This is a genomic window from Actinomycetota bacterium (genome assembly GCA_019347675.1).
Classification (GTDB): Bacteria; Actinomycetota; Nitriliruptoria; order Nitriliruptorales; family JAHWKO01; genus JAHWKW01.
Genome location: JAHWKW010000021.1, coordinates 19,610 through 42,340, shown reverse-complemented (window position 1 = coordinate 42,340; position 22,731 = coordinate 19,610). Strand labels below are relative to the sequence as shown.

General features: G+C 65.2%; 12 protein-coding genes and 1 pseudogene. 5 read left to right on the top strand and 8 right to left on the bottom strand.

The window, feature by feature from the left end:
• Positions 1–310: 310 nt before the first annotated feature.
• The 4 genes from KY462_13770 (at position 311) to KY462_13755 (ending at position 6,317) form a co-directional block, all read left to right on the top strand.
• Entirely contained in the window at positions 311–2,347 is a 2,037-nt protein-coding gene (locus tag KY462_13770; protein ID MBW3578780.1) for a pentapeptide repeat-containing protein, read from the top strand.
• Between the two features lie 200 nt (positions 2,348–2,547).
• Complete coding sequence (locus KY462_13765; protein MBW3578779.1) at positions 2,548–3,036, top strand: hypothetical protein; 489 nt, start codon at positions 2,548–2,550, stop codon at positions 3,034–3,036.
• 178 nt (positions 3,037–3,214) lie between these two features.
• Positions 3,215–5,119, top strand: a complete 1,905-nt coding sequence (gene dcd, locus KY462_13760; GenBank protein ID MBW3578778.1) for a dCTP deaminase — start codon at positions 3,215–3,217, stop codon at positions 5,117–5,119.
• A 148-nt stretch (positions 5,120–5,267) separates the two neighbouring features.
• The gene (locus KY462_13755) at positions 5,268–6,317 is read left to right on the top strand and encodes a tyrosine-type recombinase/integrase (protein MBW3578777.1); all 1,050 of its coding nucleotides are present in this window, start codon (positions 5,268–5,270) and stop codon (positions 6,315–6,317) included.
• A 264-nt stretch (positions 6,318–6,581) separates the two neighbouring features.
• On the opposite strand, the gene KY462_13750 is transcribed toward KY462_13755, so the two are convergent.
• Entirely contained in the window at positions 6,582–6,839 is a 258-nt protein-coding gene (locus KY462_13750) for a hypothetical protein (protein MBW3578776.1), read from the bottom strand.
• Between the two features lie 329 nt (positions 6,840–7,168).
• Positions 7,169–7,804 (bottom strand): annotated as a pseudogene (locus tag KY462_13745) (hypothetical protein).
• Between the two features lie 1,007 nt (positions 7,805–8,811).
• Between KY462_13745 and KY462_13740 the strand changes: the two are divergent.
• On the top strand, positions 8,812–9,468 hold the full coding sequence (locus tag KY462_13740) for a hypothetical protein (GenBank protein MBW3578775.1): 657 nt from the start codon (positions 8,812–8,814) through the stop codon (positions 9,466–9,468).
• Between the two features lie 78 nt (positions 9,469–9,546).
• Here KY462_13740 and brxL read toward each other — a convergent pair whose 3' ends face one another.
• The 6 genes from brxL to KY462_13710 all read right to left on the bottom strand — a co-directional run bounded on the left by brxL (position 9,547) and on the right by KY462_13710 (position 22,300).
• Positions 9,547–11,997, bottom strand: a complete 2,451-nt coding sequence (gene brxL / locus KY462_13735; protein ID MBW3578774.1) for a BREX system Lon protease-like protein BrxL — start codon at positions 11,995–11,997, stop codon at positions 9,547–9,549.
• The gene (gene pglZ / locus KY462_13730) at positions 11,994–14,303 is read right to left on the bottom strand and encodes a BREX-1 system phosphatase PglZ type B (GenBank protein MBW3578773.1); all 2,310 of its coding nucleotides are present in this window, start codon (positions 14,301–14,303) and stop codon (positions 11,994–11,996) included. The genes brxL and pglZ overlap by 4 nt, the downstream gene beginning before the upstream one ends.
• The gene (locus KY462_13725; GenBank protein MBW3578772.1) at positions 14,300–17,488 is read right to left on the bottom strand and encodes an SAM-dependent DNA methyltransferase; all 3,189 of its coding nucleotides are present in this window, start codon (positions 17,486–17,488) and stop codon (positions 14,300–14,302) included. Before KY462_13725 ends, pglZ begins: the two co-directional genes overlap by 4 nt.
• 17 nt (positions 17,489–17,505) lie before the next feature.
• Complete coding sequence (brxC, locus tag KY462_13720) at positions 17,506–20,943, bottom strand: BREX system P-loop protein BrxC (GenBank protein MBW3578771.1); 3,438 nt, start codon at positions 20,941–20,943, stop codon at positions 17,506–17,508.
• Positions 20,944–20,975: 32 nt separating this feature from the next.
• Positions 20,976–21,446 (bottom strand): DUF1788 domain-containing protein, encoded by a 471-nt coding sequence (locus KY462_13715; protein ID MBW3578770.1) that lies wholly within the window; start codon positions 21,444–21,446, stop codon positions 20,976–20,978.
• Positions 21,447–21,532: 86 nt separating this feature from the next.
• The gene (locus tag KY462_13710; protein MBW3578769.1) at positions 21,533–22,300 is read right to left on the bottom strand and encodes a hypothetical protein; all 768 of its coding nucleotides are present in this window, start codon (positions 22,298–22,300) and stop codon (positions 21,533–21,535) included.
• Positions 22,301–22,731 lie beyond the last annotated feature (431 nt).

The window sequence follows — 22,731 nt, the reverse complement described above, 5'->3', positions numbered from 1 at the left end:
GCTTCGGGAAACGGGGGAGGGGCAGTGATGCGGACCGTGCCCACCACCGAGCAGCTGCATCGCCAGGCCGCGGCTGTCGCCGTGGCCGTGTTGGACGTCGTCGATCAGCTCACCGCAACCGACGGCGCCTGACTGTCCCAGAGGACCCGCCATCAGGTCGACCTCCACCTCCAGACCATCCAGCACCGGATCTGGACGCCGTGCACCGAGGCCGGATCTCCGAACACCCCTGGCGAACGCCGTCCTAGCGATCCCGTTGAACTGCGGGGTGCGCCGTGGGCATCATCGGGCACCCGACAAGCCGGAACCCATGCACCAGCAGCACGAACCCGACTGGACGACCTGCCAGGCCGAAGACGGTTGCAGCGGCGTTCACCTCGAGAACGCCCACGATCAGGGCTGCGTCTTCCACACGGAAGACGACGACGCGCGCAAACGCTGGTGGCACAAGCTCGGACGGGGTGAGCCGTTGGACGCCCGCGGCCTGACCTTCACCAGTGAGCAGCTCGACCAGCTCCTCAAGCGAGCTCCACAGGACGACCAGGACTCCCCACGGATCACAGAACCTGACTTCAGAGCGGCGACGTTCCAAGGGGAAGCGCGGTTCGTCCGGGCGACGTTCCAAGGCGGCGCGGGGTTCGCTGGAGCGACGTTCACAGGGTTCGCGGGGTTCAACTGGGCGACGTTCCAAGGCGACGCGGAGTTCGACGGGGCGACGTTCGAAGGCGGCGCGGGGTTCGTGGAAGCGACGTTCGAAGGCGGCGCGGAGTTCGCCGCGGCGACGTTCGAAGGCGGCGCGGAGTTCGACGGGGCGACGTTCACAGGCCGCGCGAAGTTCGGCGAGGCGACGTTCCAAGGTCACGCGGGGTTCGCCGGAGCGACGTTCACAGGCGACGCGGAGTTTGACTGGGCGACGTTCGAAGGCGCGGGGTTCGACTGGGCGACGTTCCAAGGCGACGCGGGGTTCGTCCGGGCGACGTTCCAAGGCGGCGCGGGGTTCGCCGGAGCGACGTTCACAGAGTTCGCGAGGTTCGACTGGGCGACGTTCCAGCGCGGCGCGGAGTTCGACGGGGCGACGTTCAAAGGCGACGCGGGGTTCAACTCGGCGACGTTCCAAGGCGACGCGGGGTTCGGCGAGGCGACGTTCCAAGGCGGCGCGGGGTTCGCCGCGGCGACGTTCGGACGGTCTGCTTACTTCGGACCGATGCTCGCGGCGGAAAGCGTCGACCTCACCGGGGCGACGTTCCCTGCGCGACTCGATCTGCAGGCCGCTACGCCTGTGCTCCAGCTACGCCGAGCCCGGATCCTCGGCGGGGGACACTTACGAGTGGGGTGGGCACACATCGACCTCACGGAGGCAGAGATCGTTGAACCGTGCATCCTCGAGGACGCAGCCCACCTACTCCGCGACCAGAACCACCTGTGGGAACGATTCGCGTGGCACCTCGAGCCAGAGCGCGACGACGAAGCAGAATCGCAGACGCCACCGTCGAACAACTCGCAGCCGCTGCCGCAAGCCCTCACCTGGACATCCTCGTTGGAATCGTTACAGCGTGCGACCGTCACGGGGCTCGTCCTCGGCGCCATCGACCTGACCGCCTGCCGGTTCGCCGGCGCCCACGACCTCGACCAGCTGAGAGTCCCGCACGCCGCCGAGCTTGAGCGACCCCCATCGCGGTTGTTCGCATCCCGACGGGTACTGGCCGAAGAGATCGTGTGGCGACAACGGGAGTGGAAGCGTCGTGACTGGCCAGTCAACCGGTCCTGGCAGCGACTGAAACTGGACCCCTTCAAAGTTCAAGGGGCGGCCATCGAGAACGGTGAGAGCCCTTCTCCGTCCGAGATCGCGGAGCTCTACCGGGCGCTGCGCACAGGCCGTGAGGCCCGTGGTGACGAACCTGGCGCAGCTGACTTCTACTACGGCGAGATGGAGATGCGCCGCCACTCGTCGTTGACCCCACGGTGGGAACGGGTCATTCTGTTCTTCTACTGGGCGCTGTCCGGCTACGCGCTACGCGCCAGCCGTGCCCTCTTCGCTCTTGCAATGGTTATCGTTGTCGGCTGGGCAACGCTAGGTCTCTTCGGCTACCAAGACCCGTCTCTCACCTCACGAGAAACCCTGAGCGGGAGAGCCGGCCCGTACGAGGTCGTCCTGGAGGCTGCTGAACCCACCAAGCCGGGATGGAATGACGCGTTCTGGGCCAGCCTCGAATCGGTCGTGTTCCGTGGACCACAACAGGGCGCGTTGACAACACCCGGCCGGATCACCGTGAACCTGCTCAGGTTCTTCGGGCCTGTCCTGCTCGCCTTCGCCGTCTTGTCTGTCCGCGGCCGCGTCAAACGCTAGCAAGGATTAGCAAGATACAAGGCCGAGCAACAACGTGGAATGACGCGCTAGTTTACGTAATGTTCCTTATCGGCGTGTACCAAGGGTCACGGCCGCCGCGCCACGGCGAGTGCCTGTGGTCACAGATCAACTGAGGTGAGACTTTAACCCTTGACGAACCACATGAGTGTGACTACGGTAGGATCGTTCGAGGAGGTCGGATGAGCTTTCACGCATCTGCGAAGACTTCGATTGCTGGACGAACCTGGGAAACACGATCCCATGGTGATGAGGCTGAACGACTTGAGGACGCCAAACAAGCTACTGAACTCGCCGATCTCAGTTCGAGCACCGCATTGCTATTGAGTCTTCTAACCGATGAGAACATAGACATCGTCCCTCCCATACGGAGCCTTCTCTCAAGTGGCCATGAGCTGACGGAGAGACTAAGGAAGATTGCCTCCGGAGTGGGCAAAGACGATCGCGACCTTCCGTACCGACAATTGATTCCCGTGCGTGTCTGGGAAGCATCCACCGCCCCGGAGTCGACGAACGCCTCGGAACTAGCGGAGTCGCTGTCTTCACTGCTTGAGGCCATCGAGCACAACAAGCGCCCAGCTAATCTACAGCAGATGTCCGAGATGTTGGAGTATCTCAGCTCTCGACTGCAGAGCTTCTCCTCGAAAAAGCTGAGGGGACTCCGGGCCTGAGCGCTGTAACAACCTGTTCGACATCCTCAATATGATGGACGGCCTCGCGGACCGGCTCCTCTTATTCGGGGTACGCGATGTACGCGACCGACATTTGCGTTTCCTCGGAGCTCTCGAGGAGCTAAGACGAGCGACGTTACCCGGTGAGGAGTCGTTCCTCGGCATTGCCAGGGCCCGCATGGCCCAGACGCTGCGGAGCTACCAGGCCAAGATTGACCAGCTGGTCGAGCTGCTCCTGGAAACCTCCGATCCATCTGCTCCGGAGTCCTGGCCGCCTGCGATCAGGCGATCGCTGGCGAACCTGACCCGAACAGGATTCGACAAGCTCGCAACAACTCAACTTGAGCTCTTCCCCTACCTCCCTCTCGGGCCGCGACCGTCAGCGGACCTGATGTTCTTCCTCGCCCGTGTAGTTGACATGTCTCCTACACGGCCTGCTCACCAGCGGCGCTTTACGGTCAGCTACAGCCCCTTCTCCGACTGGAACAGCCGGGTCTTCGAATCGTCGGCCCAATCTGTCGTCGCGCTGCCGATTCCCTTCGCGGAAACATTTACACCCCTGCGTTGGCCACTGCTCGTCCACGAGTTCGGTCACTGGCTCGGGCCAGGTGGCGAACCCCTGAAATCAAAGATCGATGATGCACTCCAGGAACGGTATGGGGACGCTGTCTCGGCGGAGAAGGAGCACGCCTTCGATGAGATTCTTGCCGACCTTATCGCCTACCGCGCATGTGGTCTCGCCTACCTCTACGCGCTTGCAGCGGAGGGCCACCTCGCGTTGCGGGGCGGCCACGCCGACAGACCACCGAGGATCCTCATTCGGCTGCAACAGTTGGGGGACGAAGGCAACGCCGTTGCTGCAGGGCTTCCTGACGAGTGGGATTATGAAGTAGAGGTTACTGATGAGCAGAGAGACTTCGCGGTGAGCTTGGCTGAGCTCGCAGCCGGATTGGTCGAGGGCTTCAGTCCTCAGTCACCTCGGAATAACGTCGTCGCGCGAGCGAGGCGGCTTCTCGGCGCCCACGAACCAGCGAGCAGCGTTCAAGTCATCGAGCCGGTTAGGGCGAATCTTGAGATGCTGCGCGCCCACGCCGCGCTTCGAGAACGGTTCTTCCAAGCTGCAATTGACACGCCCTGCACTGATGCGGAAATTCTGCGGGCCGCGTGGGAGGAGGAGCTCGCGGATCCGGCGACACAACTCGGATGGCTCGAACTACCCGGGCTCGGAGACGAGGATGGCGAAGCAGGAATCGAGAACGCGGTGGCGAAGCTGGCCAGCCGGGACATTGCGTTGTCCCGCTCGCTTCAGGCCGCCGCTGTCCATCGATGGCTTCTGCAATGGGATGATGATATCCGCGAGCGAGCACAGATCAGATCCGTCGACGTCGCGATCCCGTCGACGTCAGACGACCCGGAGGAGACCAGTCCCCTCACCGACTATCACCTGGTGAGGCGGTTGACGCATGCCGGCCGGGATCGACGTCTGGTGATCCGGCCCCTGATGGATTACGGTCAGGTCGGCGGGACTACCGTCGATCTGCGGCTAGGCACCGAATGGGAAGTGCTGCGAACCTCGCGGTTCGAGTCGCTAAACCCGGGCGCGGATCCCAACACCATCCGTTCACTCTTGGATGCTTCGGTTGAGGAGTTCCGTTTAACAACTGGCCAGAAGCAGGACGTAATCCTGCATCCAGGGGAACTGCTGCTTGCTCTGACGCTTGAATATCTCCACTTGCCCAACGACCTGTGGGGCAACCTCGAAGGACGGTCCACCTGGGCACGCCTGGGTCTGCAGGTGCATGCAACTGCCGGGATGATCGACGCAGGGTTCAAGGGGTACATCACCCTCGAACTGCAGAACACCGGGCGGCTTCCCCTCGTACTCTCTCCCGGGCTGAGGGTTGCCCAGATTGCATTCTTTCCCGTCAGAGACGTGGTACTGCCGTACGAAGATAAACCGACGGCTGCTTACAGCGCGCAGACGAAGGCGCGAACAGCATTTCCAAGACAGCACGAACATCGGGCGCTACACAAGTTCCTCGAAGCCGAAGAACAGGCGGAGAATGAAGGCTATGTGGAATAAGGGGCTGTTCGCCGGCGATGGTGACAGCACGCGTTCGTCCATCGTGGGAACGCAATCGCATTGGCACGGTTGCGGCGGGGGCGCGACCTGGCGATGCTCTTCCACCACGCTTCCGTAATAACCAGCGTTATTTCGGCTAGGTTGGGGTGTGGACGGCGGCCTGGTCGAGCTGGTGGACGCCTGGGTGGACGACAAGCGCGCCCGCTCTCGGCGTGGGCTGTCGCCCGCCTCGGAACGTGCGTACCGCTCGGATCTGGCCGGTCTGGCCCGCCGCGCCGCCGACGCCCACGGCCGAGCCGATCCCGACCCGCCCGACGGCGACGACGCGGCCGGGGCCAACGCGGCGACCAACCGTCAGCTGGCGCGCGTCACCGTCGCCGACCTGACCGAGGACAACCTGGCAGCCGTTGCCTCGGCGCTCGTGGCCGATTGCTACGCGGCCTCCACCCGGGCGCGCATGCTGTCGGCGTGGCGGGGCCTGTGCCGCTGGCTCGTCCGTCACGGCCACCTGACGTCCGACCCGACATTGGGCTTCGAGACGCCAGCTGCGCCCTCCCAGCTGCCGGTGGCGTTCTCCGACGCCGAGCTGGCCCGCATCCTGAAGGCTGCCGCCACCCCCGACCCCGACTCGACGGCGGCGTGGCCCACCCGTGACATCGCGCTGGTGGCGGTACTGGCCGGCGCGGGGCTGCGCGCCAGCGAGCTGACCGCCATGAAGATCGGCGACGTCGGACGCGACGACGCCTACCGGCTGCGGGTCACCGGCAAGGGCGGCAAGCAGCGGGTCGTGCCGGTTGCCGTCGAGGTCCTCGACGCGATCGACGCCTACCTCACCGACCGCCGTGCCCGCCAGCTTGGCGGGCAGGCCAGCGACCAGCACCTGTTCGTGCGCACCGACGGGCGCCGGTTCAACACCCAAGCGCTAGACCACCTGGTCGACCGGTGGCTGGCCGCCGCCGGGGTGAGTATCCGCCCCGGTGAGAAGGCCCACGCGTTCCGCCACAGCTACGCACTGGGTCAGCTCGACAACGGCACCACCATCGCCGAACTACAAGCCCTGCTGGGCCACGCCGACATCTCAACCACCTCGATCTACCTACGCCTGTCAGGAGCCGGGCTGCACGAAACCGCTCGCGCCGCACCCATCACCCACCTGCTACGCCAACACCAACCCCACCCCTCCCCCGACGGACGATAAGCGATGCTCCACCGACCCGACATGGATTTCGCCCTTACAGCCCCGCGCGGGCGGTCGCCGATGTGATCGTCAACGCAACATCCTCGATGGCGTTGGGGGAACTTCCGGAGGCTTCCCCAGTTGGGCCTGAACGTATGTCCCTATGCTTGTGCGCGACCGGGGCGACTTGACGATCGGAGGGCCGAGGGGGTCCTGTTGGAATTCGGGTCGGCCTCCCCCCAGGCCGGCGACACACCTGCGTGACGGGACGGAGGCCAGAGATGCTTAGCGATTCCAGTACTCCTCGAGCATCGCCAAGGCCTGTCGCGTTGTCGTAATCACGGGCTGACCTGCAAGGCGCGTGTGGTAGGCGGCGTGCTGGGCGAGGACGCTGTCCACGGCACGGCGCGGAGGGCCGAGATCCGTCCACACCCACACCCCGTAGATGTTCGTGTAGACGTCGATGTACACGTCGGCGGTACCGAACTCCCAGGCTTCAGACTCATGCGCCAGGACATTTCGCGGGTACCGGAGCCCTTGCATCAGTAGCCTCCGATCCTCGCTCTCCTCGTTGCGGTAGGCGGCATAGCCGGGGCGAGATCTCAACATGCTGTCGTCAGCCGCTACGACCCAGAAGAGGATTTCGCCGGTGGCGATCAGGGCGGTGTCTGGAGTCGTCGAAGCAGCGAGCCGTAGACCTGCCTGTCGGCAAGCCTCGCGAACTAGCTGATCCCGTCGCTCAACAGCGTCAGGGCCCGGATCCATTGGTAGTCAGCGGCGCGGTGCCCATGAGGGCCCGTTTCCGCTTTCCCCTTTCAATCCGTGCGTGCGGTTCTCCCGCACACGGCTTACCGATGGTCTTCTTGGCATGGTTACGCAGCTCCCGGATAGCGGACGGTGCCTCGGAGGCGGTGCAGCCCGTGTTCCTCGAACCCACTCGCGAGTCCAGGCGTCAGCCCGACCGGCGTGCAGGTTGCGACCGTAACGAGCCACCATGAGCCGTCGCAGCCGCCGCCAGACGTAGCCATCGAGCTGGTTGAACTTCTTCGAGGCGTTTCCGGTGCGGAAGTAGTTGCCCCACCCACGCAGGATCGGGTTGATCAGCGCGATCACGTCCCGGATGTCCTGGTGGGCTCGGTTGCGGCCGGTGAGGGCTCTGATCCTGGCGCGTGCGCGCTTCATCGACCGTTGTGAGGGCCACCGGTGCAGGTAGTAGCGGCGGATGCCGCGCTCCAGCAGCCGACCCGACACACGAGCATGGAAGTGGCAGCCCAGGAAGTTGAACCCGTCGGTGCCTTCCCGTAGGTCAACGACCTTCGTCTTCTCCGGATGAAGCTCCAGACCCTGCCCGGCCAGGATGGCCCGGGCCTTGCCAGCGCGGACTCGGCCTGCGCCTGGTTGCGGCACATCACGACGAAGTCGTCCGCGTAGCGGACCAGCACTCCGTCGCGTGGATGCCAGCGCCGGTCGGGAAACGCCGCTCCGGGGACTGCTTGGCCGCAGCCCATAGCTTGCGTTGCAGGCGTCGCACGTTGTCCACCGGCGCCAACTGATGAAGTTCGACCCGGTTATCCGAGCCGGGGTGGTTGGACCGGGCGGTCCCGGCCATGCCCTTGCGCGTACCCGCGTCGCTCACGTGACCAAAGTCAGGGCCCTTCCCTGACCGGGGGTTGTGTTGTCCCCCGGCTCGTAGCGGTACTACGACCCCGTCGGACTCCCGCTGCCCTCCGCTGCGTTTCACCATCGGCTTATCGCATCGGTCTTCGCCCGACGTAGGCCAGGCAGACGGGCCTCTCCTGTTCCGCGCCGTCCCTTGCACACGTGCCGCTCCCCGTACCCCGGAGGAATCCCACAGGCTGACCGCGGAACCGGGCCTGCGGGACATGGCCTTCGCCGTGACATGAGCGGCTCGGCTTCCCCATTGTTTCTCTGACGAGGCTGCAGGATTCGCTTCACGCTACGGCCCGCGTGCCCGCTCCCTCCAAAGAGGCTTTCGACACCCCGCTCGGCCTGCCGCCTCTCGACGACAAACTGGGGCCTGCTGCCGGGCACTCCGGTGTCTACCCGGTCGGGACTTCCACCCGCGGGTACGACGCAGCTTCCAGGACGCAACATGAGGTGAGTGTAAGAGGAACGAGGACCTCCGGGCTGCAGGCAGCAGCACGCGCACTTCCGCCTTGCTACTTCCGATTCCGTATCCTTGTCGGATCGGATGGCGCCGCCAGAGACAGCATGACGTCACGCAACCTTGTCTTTAACACCGCGGGCTCGGCCTCGGGCCACCAGCCAACCATGAGAGGTGATGTTTCAAGCCAAAATGGGGCCGGAATCGGTGTCAGCGCACCGCCAGAGCGGAAGTGCGGCTGGGCTCCTGGCCTCTTCATTCATCTAACGGCAAAGGTTCCCGGAAGTACCGCAGCGCGGGAGGCGCTGCGGTCGGCGCCGTCGTGCAGTCAACGACCCTGACGTCGGCCGCTCACCTAGCTACCGCTTCACAGGAGGGAATACTCCGAAAATGACGAAGCCGAGAGTGTTCGGACCCGTTGGGCCGGCTGGCAACTGGCGCCTGAACGCCGTAGTCGAACGGCACGATGACCATGCGATCGCCCTCGGCTTCGCTGACGCCGCTGATCTGATCGTCGAGCACTGGGTCCACCGTGGCCCAAACGACCTGCTATTCGAACCACTGGTGTTCAACCATAGGCACGCCCTTGAACTCGTCCTCAAGGCTGCAATACGAGAGTGCGGAGCCCGACTCCGTGCCGAGGGCCACCGCGATGCGAAGGTTGACCGCGCTGCCATCGACGACTGGTTGGCGCGGGAAGCCAGGCACAATCTTCATCGGCTTACGACCCGCTTGGATGGGCTCCTGACTCGGCTCGGCGAGGAGAAGCTGCCGCCGGAAACTCACAGTGCTCTCATATCGATTCACGAACTCGATCCCACTGGCGAAACATTTAGGTACGCCAAGGTGAGGGCTGCTAATGGGACATTCGTGGACGCACCCCGGCCGCTTCTCTCCAAGCCGGATGATCTCCAGGCTCACGTAGACATCGTCGCGATGCACGAGCACTTCCGGTCAGCGTTCAACCTTCTGTCCGGGGGTGTGATGTCGGCCCTGGAGAACATCGCTGAGTTCCAGGCCGCGATGGCTCGAGAGGCCGATTGGTAAGCACAGTCGACGCCGGGCTGGCGCGTCGCTGCCCTCGCCGCGTTGGAAATCACCGTCGCCGCATGCCCGCCCCTGCCTCTACATCTCGGTCCTGATGACCTCAAGCTCACTCTTCATTTGAGCTGCGGTGGCGAACCGGTCCTCCCGGTAGGGGGCGCAAGCGCGGACGAGGAACTCGGCGAGCTTGGCGTCGAGCTCGGGCCTGGTGCCCCGTGGGTCGCGTACCTGCTCACCTGTCATGGGCTGCCCGCCCGGATACGGGTGCTGGCCGTTGCAGAGCAGCTCGTACAGGGTGACGCCCACAGCGAAGAGGTCCGTGGAGACGTCCCAGCGGGTGTAGTCGACGTCGGGCGGCTGGTACGGGGGCGTGCCTGAGACGGTCCGGACCGGATCACCGACGCGCGACGCGATGTTGAAGTCGAGCAGTTTGGCGCCCGACCGCGTCAGCACGATGTTCTGGGGCTTGATGTCGCGGTGTACCAGTCCTTGGTCGTGCAGTTCCTGCTTCTCGTAGTACTCGTCCGGGGAGAGTTCGCCGTCGCGACGCTTCTCTTCCAGTTCCTCGAGTCTCGAGGAGTCCGGGTGGATCGCCACGAGCGCGTCGAGGATGTCGAGGGCAAGGTCGACGGCCTCACGGTCTCGGAGGTGCTTCTCGCCGGATGCGTACTCGGTGAGCAGGTCCCCCTCGACGAACTCCATGATGAGGTACCACTCGCCCTCCGGGGTCTTGTCGGCCCAGATCACCTCCACGACGTGAGGGTGGTTCACCCTCCTCAACGCGTTGATCTCGCGACGGACGGCGTCGTAACCGGCCGCGCTTTCGAACAGCTTGAGCGCTCGTGGGACGTCTTCCACCCGGTCGCGGACCTTGTAGACGCGCGAGAACCCGCCGCTGCCCAAGACCGCCTCAACTTCGAACCGGGCGGCGACCGCGTCCCCGACGTCGTAGGCACGTGAGACGGTGGCTGCGGATGTGGCAACCTCTTGGGGATCCGGCGCTGGGAGCGAGGGCTCTTCGTCTGCCTGCGACACCGAGTCGCGGGCCGCGCGCCGGTAACGGAGCGACTCGTCGCAGACGACGACGTTCTGTGGCCCGCCGTCGACGGAGTAGGAAAGGTCGACGTTGCCGAACTCGGCCTCTCCGATGAACGCCTGTTGTTCCTTGACGCGCCGGCGAAGCTCGACGGCGAGGCGGGCGGCCCAGTCCAGGAACTCGGCGGGGACCTCGGTCTCCGGATCCGGGTAGAGCAGCTTCAGGAGGCCGTTCATCGTATTCTCCGCAGCCTTGCGGTCGCGGCCCGAGAGGTGACTGCCCCATTCAACACGGCCCCGGATCGCGTCGAGCCGGCTCGTGTTGCGCAGGTGCGTCCAGCACTCAGCGAGGAAGTCACTGACGAAACCGAAGTGGTCGGTGAAGTACGCCGGGCCGAGCTTGGGGACGTCCCAACCGGGCAGGTAGGCGTGCAGGCGATCCATGAACGCGGTGTCGTCACGCATCTCCTTGGGCAACGACTCGAGGAGGTGACCCTTGCGCAGCTGGTCCTCCACGTCGACGTCGAAGTTCCCCACCATGACGATTCCGCCGGTGGCCTTGATCGACTCGCGACCACGGCTGAACTCCCCCGACTCCATGTAGCCCTTGAGGATGTTCACCCCTTCTTTGGAGTCGAACTGGACACCGGACACTTCGTCGAAGCAGACGACGTCGTACTGCGCGACGAGACCGCGCTTGCCGGTGCCGAGGTGGACGAACATGTTGGCGACACTCGCCCGACCCCCCGAGACGAGGTGCGAGTAGGGTGAGATCTGCTGGAAAAGATGGGACTTGCCGGACCCCCGCGGTCCGAGCTCCACCATGTTGTAGTTGTTAACGACGAACGGGACCATCCGGCACAGCAGGATGTCCTGTTGGCGGGCGGTCAGCTTTGCTGGCTCGAACCCCACGCTGCGCAACAGCAGATGGCGCCACTGCTCCAACGTGAACTCTCTGCGCCCCTCGATGAACGTCAGCAGCGCATCGCGAGTGGACATCTGGATCGGCCGGATGGAGTCGATGATGAACGGTGAGTCCCGATCCTCGCGCGCGAAGGCCGCCATGTAGTTGAGGGTGACCTCTGCGTAGAACCCGCCCGTCAGCATGCGATCGTGCTGGTTGACCAGGTCCGCGGAGATGTGGATGTTCTTCAGCTGCAGGCTTGGCAGCTCGGCCTTGTAACTGTCGGACGACGCGTGGAGGCGCGCGCGGAGGAGATCGATGATCTTGATCGCGCCCTTCTCCCGCGCCCGCGACTTGAACAGCTCCTCCTCGCCTGGCCGGACGGTGCGTTCGCTCATCGACCGCCGCACGATCTCCAGCCCCTCGGCGATCTCGTTCGGGTCGGTGGTGGCGCAGTAACGCCCGAGGAGGAACTCGCCGACGTAGGTCGGTACGGGGTACTGACCGCGGAACTGTTGGGCGAGGTCCTTCTTGACGAGGTAGCCCTCGAAGACACGTGCCGCAAGCTGGTCGAGGTCGTCGAGCGCCATCATCGGTTGGCTCCGATCACCACATCACGTTGGGCTAGGATGCTGCCGTCGTCCGCGACGACCACGACGTACGCCGGCTCGCCCTCGAGTTCCTCGTCTGGGATGTGGAGGGACTGGCGTCCGGACCCGATGGTCTCCTTGACGGTCTCGGCGACGCTCGTGCTGGGATCCGCGGGTCGGCCACGGATGTCGACCTTGGCGCCGGGGGCGATGTTCTCGTACTCGACGCGGCACATCAGGCCCAGCCACTTGACCTTCGTGATCGCCGCGCCGCCGGTCGTCGTCTGAACAGCTCCAGGCCGGACGGAGAGCCGCGGGACAACGCACTCCTGCAGGCTCACGCCCCCGTGCTCGTACCCCTTGCTCTCTTGAAAGCAGCTCGTACCCGGGGCAAGGGCGATGCGAACGTTGCTGTCCCAGTGCCATGGGACGGTCGGCACCGAGACATCTGCGCCGTCCTTCAAGCGGGCGCACCTGCCCTTCTTGACCTCCACCGTCGCCGCCGGCAGATCTACCCTCTCCGTCCCCCCAGGCAGGAGCAGCCAGCCGTGGTCGGTGACCACGTCGACCTGTTCCCACCCGGCATCGAGCAGCGTCTTGACGCGCTTGGCGATGTCATCGAGCTCTCGGTCGAGCTCGTCGACGAAGGTCACGCCGAAGTCGTGCCCGCGCTTGTCGATGTCCGCGGTTTCGGTCCAGGCGGTCCCGGATGGGTCGCCGGTCTCGGCACCTCGAAGGACATGGACGCCCGCCTCGGCCATGAAGCCACGAAGGACGTTGATGGTGGCCTTGGCCCCGCTACTCGCCCGAACCGGCCCGAGATCCTTGCCGGGCGCGAGACTTCCCGCCGGTACGGGTGTCAGGACGGGCTTCGCGGTCTCGGTCACGGTGGGAAGCGCCGCCAAGGCGATCTCGATCAGCACGTCCAGGCCGCCCAGACGTTCGCCTAACCGGTGAGCGAGGTCAAGCCGCAGACCGTCGACGAACACCGTCACGGTCCCCGGGTCGGTCGAAGCACTGGGTCCCGGGCTGTAGGTGCCCGAGTTCGCGAGTGGACCGATCGCGCGTTGGAGTGCACGCGCGCTCGCGTCGACCCAGGGCCGGTAGATCGCGTTGGCGGCCGCCACCACCGCCTCGCGGTCCGATGCGCCCGTCGCGGCCTGAAGGGCCGCTATAAGCGCATCGTCAGCCTTCCAGCCGTCGTCAGCGTAGGCGTTGGCGAGGACGTCGACGTCCCCGGTCACAGCGGAACTTGTGGCTTGCCCGAGTCGGTGCAGCTGTTCCAGCGCGAAAGCAAGCGGGGCCTGGTCGAGCTTGGCCCAGACCCAGTTGCGCCGGTCGCGGTGCTCGTTCCAGAGTTTGTCGATTGCTTCTCGCGCATCGCTGGCGGGGACCTCGGCAAGATCCTGGAGTGCAAGGCGGAGCCTGGTCTCCGCTTCCTCGTTGTCCTGTGGCCACGCACCCGGCTGGCCAGCGAACAGCTGGTCCGTGGGCTTTCCTTTGCGTAGACGCGCCTCGATACCGCTGTAGCGCTCAGGGCTCTGCTCGAAGCGGCTCCACACCTCCGACCATCGCCCTCGACGCTCACCAAGGAGGCGGCCGCCGGTAATCTCGCCTTCCGCCCCAGGGTCGAAGTCGAACTCGCTCTGGCCTAGGCCAACGAACGCCTTCCACTCCCTGGTGCCGAGCCGCTGTTGGAAACCTGTGGGGTCATCGAGCCACTCCAGGAGGCGCGCCACCGGGTCGGGGTTGAGCAGCCGGTGGAGGAACTCGGCATCGATGTACTGGGCTGCGAGCCGCCGACTCGGAAGTGCGAGGAGCTGTTCGAATGCATTGAGGAGTGCGTCACCGGTCGCGGCGTCGCCAGCCAGCTGGAGGCCGAGCCCACGTTCACGGTTCGAGAGCAAGCCTCGAACGGTCCAGTCCCTGCCGTTGGGATGCGCGAACCACTGCCCTCGGTACTGGAGCTCCGCAATCGGCGCGAGTTCTCGGGGGCAGTCCTCGATCGCACGCAGATCTTCTCTGCGGACGCCTGGCAAGTAGACGACGGGCACCCCTTCAGGGCGGTCGACCTCCACCGTCCCTGCCACTGCACACCTGAGCCAGTAGGAAGGCCCTCGCCGCATGTCTTCGTCGAGGTCGCCAAGCGTGAGCAACGGCAGACGATCGCGCAGCGCATCGACGGTCTCGACGAACTGCTCGTCCCCGTCGGGCCATAGCAGGGCCACGGGAGCCACCTCCGCGTTCTCGTTGTAGGTCAACGCCTGCTGGAGGTGGGTCTCGATCTGGTCGAGGAGGATTTCGGTCATGCCTTGCCGGCCTTCTGGCGTGCTTGTTGCTTCTCGGCGATGGTGTAGTGCAGGTCGTTGCGCCGGTCGGACCCGTCTGGGTTCTTGCCCCGATCCTTCCTCCAATGCACCCGCGGCACCGACGACGGGCCTGCCAACACATCGGCTTCGACGAACGGGCGGATGTTCAACCGCACCCCGTCATCGAGGTCCGGGTCCCAACCGATCGGCTGCTCGGGCAGCGGCTTCCACCGCACGTAGATGTCGAACGGCGGCTCACCCTCCAGGATCCGCTCGAGCTTGTCCTTCAACTTCCGCGCTGCCCCCAACCGAACGTCCGCTCCAGCCACATCCTCGGCCGCGTCAGCACGCTGGCGCTCCAGCCAATCACCCAGGTATGTGTAGGTAAGCTTCTCCAGACCGGACCGATTCAACCCGTGGTAGTTCACCAGCGCCGAGAACCCATCCTTACGCCCATCCGCGATTTGCCAGACGAACGGCCGGTTGTCGAACACCTTGCAGTGATGCTTGAAGAAGTCGTCCCGGAGCCAACCCGCCAATCTCTTCTTTTTCGAGCCCGCTTGCTCCAACAGCTTCCGTAGTAGCGCCGGTGACCACTGATCGCCGTATGCCCCGGCCAGCAACGCGGTGAGCCGATCCGCGGCCGGGAGCTCCCCACCCACCGGAGGCAGGCACACAATCCCGTCGGCATCCGAGAACTCGTCGAGGTCGTCCTCGCCGGGCTGCTCCGGCCACCGGTACCCCACCAGCCTGCCGACAGCGACCTGCAACGGTTCCGTCGCCACCTCCGGACGCCCTTCGAACAACCACTGGGTCGGGTCATCCGACCACGGTTCGGGCAGACCGTCCGGGAACTCCTCCGTCGCAACCGCACGCCACCGCTCCACGTCGAACGGCACCGCGGTGAGGTAACCAGGTCGAACAACTATCGATTGGTTGATTGACCGGATGGCTTCCGCATATTCATCCGAAGAACAGTACGCCCAGAGCGCTGGCAAGTCGTCATCAGACTTTGGGATGAGAGGACACGAGGCATCATTGAAGGGTTCCCCATCGTAGATTGTGGAAGACAAGCTTCCGCTCTGAGCAATCAACACGCCTCGGCGGTCCAGCACCCGTTCAGGGTTGAAATTGTGAGCCTTCCCTGACTTCACCAGCGCCCCCCTCCCACGTTCCCACCTCAGGAGGGACGTACGGCCCCGGTAAGGAGCGGTGAAGTCGGGGGCGATCACATACTTCTGCCAAACATCTGGATCCGTAGTTACCTCCCAGAAGTTGAGGACGTAGCGGTTTGTATCCCCCGTCACAAGTCCCTGCCAGGCCCTACCAAAGTCTGAGAGCTGGCTGAGACCGGCCCGCTGTATAGGAGAAAATGGCATTTCCTTGTCAGGTTGCTGAAGCTGTACGCGGACGGGGTTCCCAGTGGCGAGCCGCCGCGCCTTGCGTGGCGGTGACGGTTCCTCTCTTGCTTCGATCCAAGCGATTCGGGAGCCACTTTCAGGAATGAGCAGCGAGGCGATTACGAGAGCGACTTGGACGACCTGCCCACTGATCGAGCCAAAGGCGCCCGCGCCGAGCCGCGCAATCATGGAAAGATCGAGATCGCGAAGGCGCGAACGCAAAGATGAGTGGGCCTTGAGATACAAGAGATTCTGGGGGAGGACTGCCGATGCGGAACCGTTTAGCGTCAGAAGGTCGAGCGAACGCAGGAAGAACGCAGCTCCGAGTTCATCGGCACCTGCCGGATAGTTGCGGTCTAGATGCTGCTGAAGCAGCTCGCCATGTGACCCTCGCCCTAGGTATGGGGGGTTGGTGGCAATCAACGTGTATGAGCGTGACAAAAGGCTCGCGGCGCGGGCGATTCCGGCCGCATCCGCTCCGAGGACGGCGGTGGCGGGATCGTCGGTTTCTCGGGCGGCGGCCTTCTCCAGCAGCGGAGCGACCTCGTCGAAGTCCACGTCCTGGAACGATCGCTGCAGGCCGGCGGCATTGGCCATCTCGGCGACGCGCCGGGGGTCGATCAGGCTCCCCAGGGTGTCAGCATCTTTGAACAGAGCGTGAAGCCGCTCCAACGCCCGTTGGAGCCGCTCGTCACCGTCCGCTAGCGCTGTCCACTCCTCTAGGGGCGCCTTGGCAGGGATACCCGAGCAGGCGATGTTCGGGGTCGGCAGCCGCCGCCAGCCGCCACCTTGCTTCCACGCCGCCAACGCGACCGCGAACATCGCGATCTGTACACACCGCGGGTCCAGCTCCAACCCGAACAAGTTGTCAGCCAGCACCGCATCCTGCGCCGCGACCGGACCTAGCTCTTCTTCCTCGGCGCGCATGCGCCGCAGCATCCCGAACGCTTCGACCAAGAAATGTCCCGAGCCGCAACACGGGTCCATCACTGTCACTTCGGCGACCGTGTCCGGCCACCCGTCGAAGCTGCCGGCTGCTGGCTGGCCGTCGTCGTCGAACCGGAGGAACTCGAACTCCTTGACCAGTGGAGAGTCCGGATGCCGGGCCGCCCACCACGCTCCCAGAGAGTTCTCTAATAGGCACCGCACCATGTAGTTCTCGGTGAACAACTGCGTCAGCGGCCCAAGGTCCGCCCCCCCGATCTTCACTTCGGACGTGTTGACCTGGTCCTTCCGCTCCGACTGCCAGTACTGGTAGACCCACCCCAGACTATCGTCCGCCGCGAACACCTCGACCGGCACTCCCTCAACAATCCTCTCCAACCCCACCCGATGCTCCGGTGCTAACCGCAGCTGCACACACGGGTCCTCCAGCCGGAAGATCCCCGGCAGGATCTCCGCCGCGAACCGCGCCGCCACCGACCAGCCGTCCGGCTCGGCCAGCTCCTCGGCCAGCTCCTCACACTCCGCCAGCGTCACCGGCGCGTCGAACTCCGGGTGCCGCAACAACCCATTCTCGGCCAAGAACCGTGCGAACAGCAGCCGGTGCCACTGCTCGTAGGCGGCCTCCCACACCAGCACCTCGAAGTCGCCACCCAGCTGACGGCGCTTCGCAAGTAGCGCCTTACGCAGACGCGCCTCGCGCTCATCCAGGTACGACGGCTTGGGCTGGTCAGGCAGTCCGAGCCGCTGCATCGCGGCCCGCACCCCGACCTCAGCAGCACCACGCCCGGCCAACACCGCCGACTCGAGTTGCCGTCGAAGGTCGCTGGAGAGTGCTCGCATCGGACTGTCCCCGGTACTCAGATGATGACGGTGTGGCCGTCGTCGATGTGTTGCATGATCCGCTGACGGACGTCGGCGATGTAGGAGTTGGCGTCGTCCTTGCTCTTCAGCGTTGCGGAGTCCAGTGTGACGCGAACCGCCTCCGGTTCGAGCTTCTTGGCGGCCAGCTCGCGGGCGCGCTTGGCGCGTGCGCGAACGACCTCGGTGCGGTCCTTCCAGCTACTCAATGGTGCGTCGTTGAGAACGGCCAGCAGCTTGTCCTGCGTGGAGACGTCGATGTCGCCGGGCCGCTGGAGTCCCACTTCGGCGATGATTTCCGCCCAGTCGTCGTCTCCCAGGTGCCGCCACTCGTCGGACGCCTCAAGGTCGGCGATCACCTCGTCGTGATGCGAGCGAAGTTGTTCCGCCGCTGCGGTGACGGCCTCGCGAAGTGGATCCGTGATCGCATCTAGGAGGGGTCGGACGGGGTCGGGATCGTCGAGCAGCTGGCGGTCGTCTCTGATCGCGTCCTGCTGGGCGGCGATCTCGGCCGTGACGTCGAGCTCTCTTCCGTGATGGAGGAGGGCTTCGAGCGCGGCCCACTCCTTCTGGCGTTCCTCACGGCGACGGGCCGCGGCGCGCCAGTCGTTGAGGTTCTTCTTCAGCTGTTCGTGGTCGTCGGCCACTTCGCGGAACTGCTGGTTGCCAGCCAACGACTGCAGCGCCTCGATGTGGGAGGTGTCCGGCGGCTCGGGAAGTGGAGGAGCTCCTCCGGCGTCGGACGCCAGGTCGAGCAGCTTCTGCAGAAGGGCTGGGATCTGGGTCTGCTCCTGGCTGTTCTCGTACGGGATATCGGCCGTAGCGAGCAGTCCCCGGACGGCCATCCGCTGGGACGTCGTCGGCGGTTCCTCTTCCTTGTAGAAGGTCGTCTTGCCGATCTGGCGTGGTTCGAGCTGTTTCGGTCCGCTCAGGGCGACGCCGTCCTGCGCGGCGCGGATGTGGCGTGTTGCGAGCAGCACCATGAGCGCGCCGCGGACGGCGTTCTCGTCCCAGCCGTACGGTGGACTTGAGAACCGTGCCCGGATCTCGGTGCCCTTGGTTCCTGCGGCGCTGATGGCTGCCAGGACCTCCTTGCAGACGGGATGGGCCGGGACCTCACCGGCGTAGCCGACGGCCTGGAGTGCGTCGGGCGCGCCGTCGCGCGCCTTGTTAACGACCTTGCCCCAGTTCGCGTCGTCGGCTACGTCGAACTTCGGAAAGAGCCGCACCAGCGATCGCTGCGCGGCGATCTCGACGGCTTCTCGGAGGGTCGGCGCGTTCACCTCGTTGCCGCCCCCCTGGTAGACGCGAGCGTTGGCGACGACCTCCTGGAAGAGGCTGGTCAGCCTGTCCTCTTCGGCGGCGACACGGCCCTTCATCGCCCGTTGCGCCTGCTTGCCCTCATCCGTCTGCGGGGTCGGCTTCGAGTGCAGCGTCTCCTGGGCGGCGGCGTACGACGCCAGTGCGTCCTTGATCGTCTCGGCATCGCGTTTGGGGAGCAGGACGTGGACCACCGGGTCGGCGTCGCCGGCTTGTGCGGCCGCGTTCTTGACGGCCGACTCCGTGACCGTCCATTCGTCGCGGACCCACACGGGGATGTCGCCCTCGTCCGCGGTCGGCTCATCGGTGCCGTAGTGGGGGACCACCTTCCGGTGCGTCTTGCTCTGCCCATGGGTCAGGCGAAGTCCCACAAGTGCCTCGTCGACGGCGCGGAGCAGGCGCTCGTTGCGGAGCGTGGCGAGCTTGCCCGGCTCGTCGCGGGTTGCGGTCAGCCGGGTCCGGTAGTCCTTCTCCCACTCCGCTCCTTCTTCGGTCTGCAGCCGGTACTCGTCGTCGATCCGCATGAGCCGACCCGCTTCGGTCAGCTCATCGAGCAGCTCGGGGACGCGCTTGCGGATCTGCGCCCCCCCGTGCGGCAGGTCCTCCACCAGTAGGTCGGCGATGTACGGCGCGGTAGCTCGCAGCCCGGTGTCACCCGTGCCGATCATCTGGGCCGGGATCTCGGTGATGAGGAACACCAGTGCGCAGATCCGGGACTTCAGCTCGCCGGCGGGCCCACCCTCGTCCTTCAGCGCGAGGATGGATTCGCTGATCTCTTTGAGCAGCTCACCGCTCTGCTGCAACGTGGGTGCCTGCTGGTGGTAGAGGAAGTCGGCGCCCACGACGTAGCCGGCGGGTTCCTCCGCCACCTCCCTCGTAGCTTCGTGGACGATCCGTAGCTGGGTTCGCAGGACCCCGGCCTTGCCGGCCTTGTCGAGCGCACGCAGTGCGAGTTCCCAGAAGCGACGCCTCGTAGGCAGGAGCGGGTAGTCAGCGACGAGGTCCTGCTTGTCGGCGGTGACGGGGGCGATCTTGGTTCCGCCGAGGTGCCGGTCGATCTCCCCGGACACGTCCTCAAGGACGCTCTCGAGCTCGGCGCGACGATCGGGCTTCTTGCGGAGAATGACCTGGCGGACGACGGTTTCGACGTCCTTGTCGGAGAGGTGAACGTGGACGGGGAACCGGTCCGTGAGCTTCTGGAGCGTCGGGGTGCCTCCCATCGCCGACTGACCGGTCCCGACGAAGATCACGGCATTGTCGAACCGTGCCGTGACCCCCTCGACGATGTTCTGCACCGCGAGCGTCTTGGTGTTGTCGTCGCCCAGGTACTGCTGCATCTCGTCCAGGACGATCAACGTCAGCGGGTAGCGACCTTCGGTGTCGGACTGCAGCCGCAGTACGTCCTCGATGGCCTCGAACATCTCCTCGTCGCTGATGTCCTCGATGCGCGCTGGGAACTGTGCCTGGAGGAGCCCGCGGACGTCCTTGACGGACTCCCCCAGTGTGGGGTCCTCCTCCAGGAGCGCCTTGGCGATGATCGGTGAGACGTAGAGGTTGTGGACCTCGTGCTCGAACGACTTGCCCTCGGCCTCGACCGCCGCCACCACCCTGTCGAGGTAGCCGTTGTCCTTGGCCCAGATGGCGAATCGCGCGTGCGGGTACTGCTGGGGAAGGCCGGCACCGTCGAACAGAACGGACAGGAAGGCGAGCCGAACGGCCTGCGACTTCCCGGCCCCGAGCGTTCCCGCCGCGGACCACAGCCCGCCTTGGCGCTTCCCTTCGGTGGACAGCTCCCGGAAGTGCGCGTCGATCTCGTGGGGCAGGTTGACCACACTACGTGCGGACTCCCCTGAAGGGAGTGTCACATCCCGCCACAAGTACTCCAGCACGCGGCAGAGGTGCGACTTGCCGCTGCCATAGAAGCCGCTGACCCAAACGGCGGGCTGCTGCGCCTGCCCGAGGTTCCGCAGGAAGCTGTCCAGGATCCGCTCGAGACCGCGTGCGTACTCGCCCTCACAGACGAAGCTGCGGAGCTCCCATTCGAGGACCTCCCACTGCTGCTGTGTCTCAGGTCGCACCACCTTGGAGACCCCATCGTTGGGGATCTTCGTCTGCATGGGATCCTGAACGAAGAGTTCCTTGTTCTTCGTCACCGCGTCGCCCCCTCGGTGGTGATCGGTACTGCGAGGTAGTTCCAGCCGTCCTTCGCGTCGAGCAACCGGTAGTTGTTGTGCTCGTACTGGCCTGGGAAGAAAACCAGCAGCCGACCGGCGATCGAGGCGTTGATCTCGTTGACGAGCGCCGACACCCGAACGCTGTCCCCGAGCCCGAACATCGTCCCGGCCCCGAGCAGCGCGACGACACCGTTCGGGTCGTCATGCTCCTCGAGCTGTTCTCGGACCTCGTTGACGAGGGCCGAGAAGAACGCCGGCAGAGCGGTCCCGAGCAGGTCGGGCTCTTCGAAGTAGGACTCGGCGTACTCGTGACCGGCCATCCACCGCTCGAACGACGTGGTGATGTCGATGCAGCCCCAGGAGTGGCCCGCCTTGATCGTGGCGTTGGCGAACTCCTGGAGGTTGAGCCGGACCCGACGCTCGTACAGCGGCGGGTAAATGGCCATCCACACCCGTTGAGGAGGCGCGACGCTGTCCGGCCACGGAAGGTCCACGAACTTCCGGTAGGACTCGATGAGATCGTCGACGTAGCTCACAGCAGCTGGCCCTCCATCGGCCGCAGGAGCTGTCGGAACCCAACTTCCACAACGCCACCGGCGTTGCGGAACTCGATCATCCCCCGCTGGGATGCCATGAACGCCAGGTCGAAGAGATGTGATCGTGGGTGATCGAGGATGTCGGTCCACAGCGTCTCGAACAGCGCCTCGCCGCGGGCCCCTTCCAGGTGGCCGATCAGCAGCGCGTAGGCGACGTTCTCGGGGCAGCACGTCGTTCGCTTGCGGATACGCACGCCTGCGCTCGGCTCCCCGAAGTGTCCTGTCTGTGCCCACGAGGCGTAGGCCTTCTTCGCGATGGTCGCGATCGTGGACTCCTGGTACGCCCCTGGGAACTGCTTCTCGATGGGTTCGATGAAGTCGGTGGAGGAGGCCTCCTCTCCGATCGGCATGTCACGCACTAACGCGGCGGTCGCTCGGAAGACCGTGTCCTGAGTCATGGCGCACGAGCACGCCAGCAGGGGGTGAGCTTCTGGGTCCCCGGCCCACAAGTCGCGTAGAGCGCGGAACAAGACGGACTCGGGGGTGAGGAGGTAAAGGCGCCGCAGGGTCTTGAACCGCCACTCGCGCGACGTGGCGGTCTTCAACCCGAGGACGTTGTCGTCGACGATCGCGGACCCGTAGGCGACTTCATCCGCATCCGCGGGAACGACGTCGAGGAGCGTCTCGAGCTCAGGCACGCCGATGGACTGGCTGGTGATCGCGCTGTGCCGCTCGTGCTCCGGCACGATCTCATCGTCTAGCACAGCTTCTCCACGACGGGTGTTGGATGGTGGGCACGGAATATGGATTGCCTGTGACGGCAGAAGCCGCTTCACGGTGCCACCTGCTCCGGCGCCTTGTGGTTCTCGAGATACTCCTCCAAGGCCTGTGTCACCAGGTCCTGGACGGAACGGCCTTCTAGAGCAGCACGCGCCTTGACGGCACGTCGGAGAGGATCGGTGACCCGAGTAGCAAGGGGAACGAGCTCTAAGGCTTCGTGACCTGCCATCCCAGTCTCCTCGCTCGGGTGAACCGTACTGTCTCGCTCGCTTGCCAACCATACGTCTATACGGAATGCGTCATTGCTAGCATGCGAGAAAGCTGTAACGCCAGCTCGTGTCGAACTTCGGCGTAAGCCTGTTGTCGCGCCGGCGCTACCTGGCGGCTGCGACTCGGCTGGGGCGGCAACAACGTC

Coding starts and splice junctions, on each gene's coding strand:
- KY462_13725 (MBW3578772.1), bottom strand. CDS start 17,488: ATGCGAGCACTCTCCAGCGACCTTCGACGGCAACTCGAGTCGGCGGTG.
- pglZ (MBW3578773.1), bottom strand. CDS start 14,303: ATGACCGAAATCCTCCTCGACCAGATCGAGACCCACCTCCAGCAGGCG.
- brxL (MBW3578774.1), bottom strand. CDS start 11,997: ATGATGGCGCTCGACGACCTCGACCAGCTTGCGGCACGTGTCTTCGAG.
- KY462_13770 (MBW3578780.1), top strand. CDS start 311: ATGCACCAGCAGCACGAACCCGACTGGACGACCTGCCAGGCCGAAGAC.
- brxC (MBW3578771.1), bottom strand. CDS start 20,943: ATGCAGACGAAGATCCCCAACGATGGGGTCTCCAAGGTGGTGCGACCT.
- KY462_13765 (MBW3578779.1), top strand. CDS start 2,548: ATGAGCTTTCACGCATCTGCGAAGACTTCGATTGCTGGACGAACCTGG.
- KY462_13715 (MBW3578770.1), bottom strand. CDS start 21,446: ATGGCCATTTACCCGCCGCTGTACGAGCGTCGGGTCCGGCTCAACCTC.
- dcd (MBW3578778.1), top strand. CDS start 3,215: ATGGCCCAGACGCTGCGGAGCTACCAGGCCAAGATTGACCAGCTGGTC.
- KY462_13740 (MBW3578775.1), top strand. CDS start 8,812: ATGACGAAGCCGAGAGTGTTCGGACCCGTTGGGCCGGCTGGCAACTGG.
- KY462_13750 (MBW3578776.1), bottom strand. CDS start 6,839: ATGCAAGGGCTCCGGTACCCGCGAAATGTCCTGGCGCATGAGTCTGAA.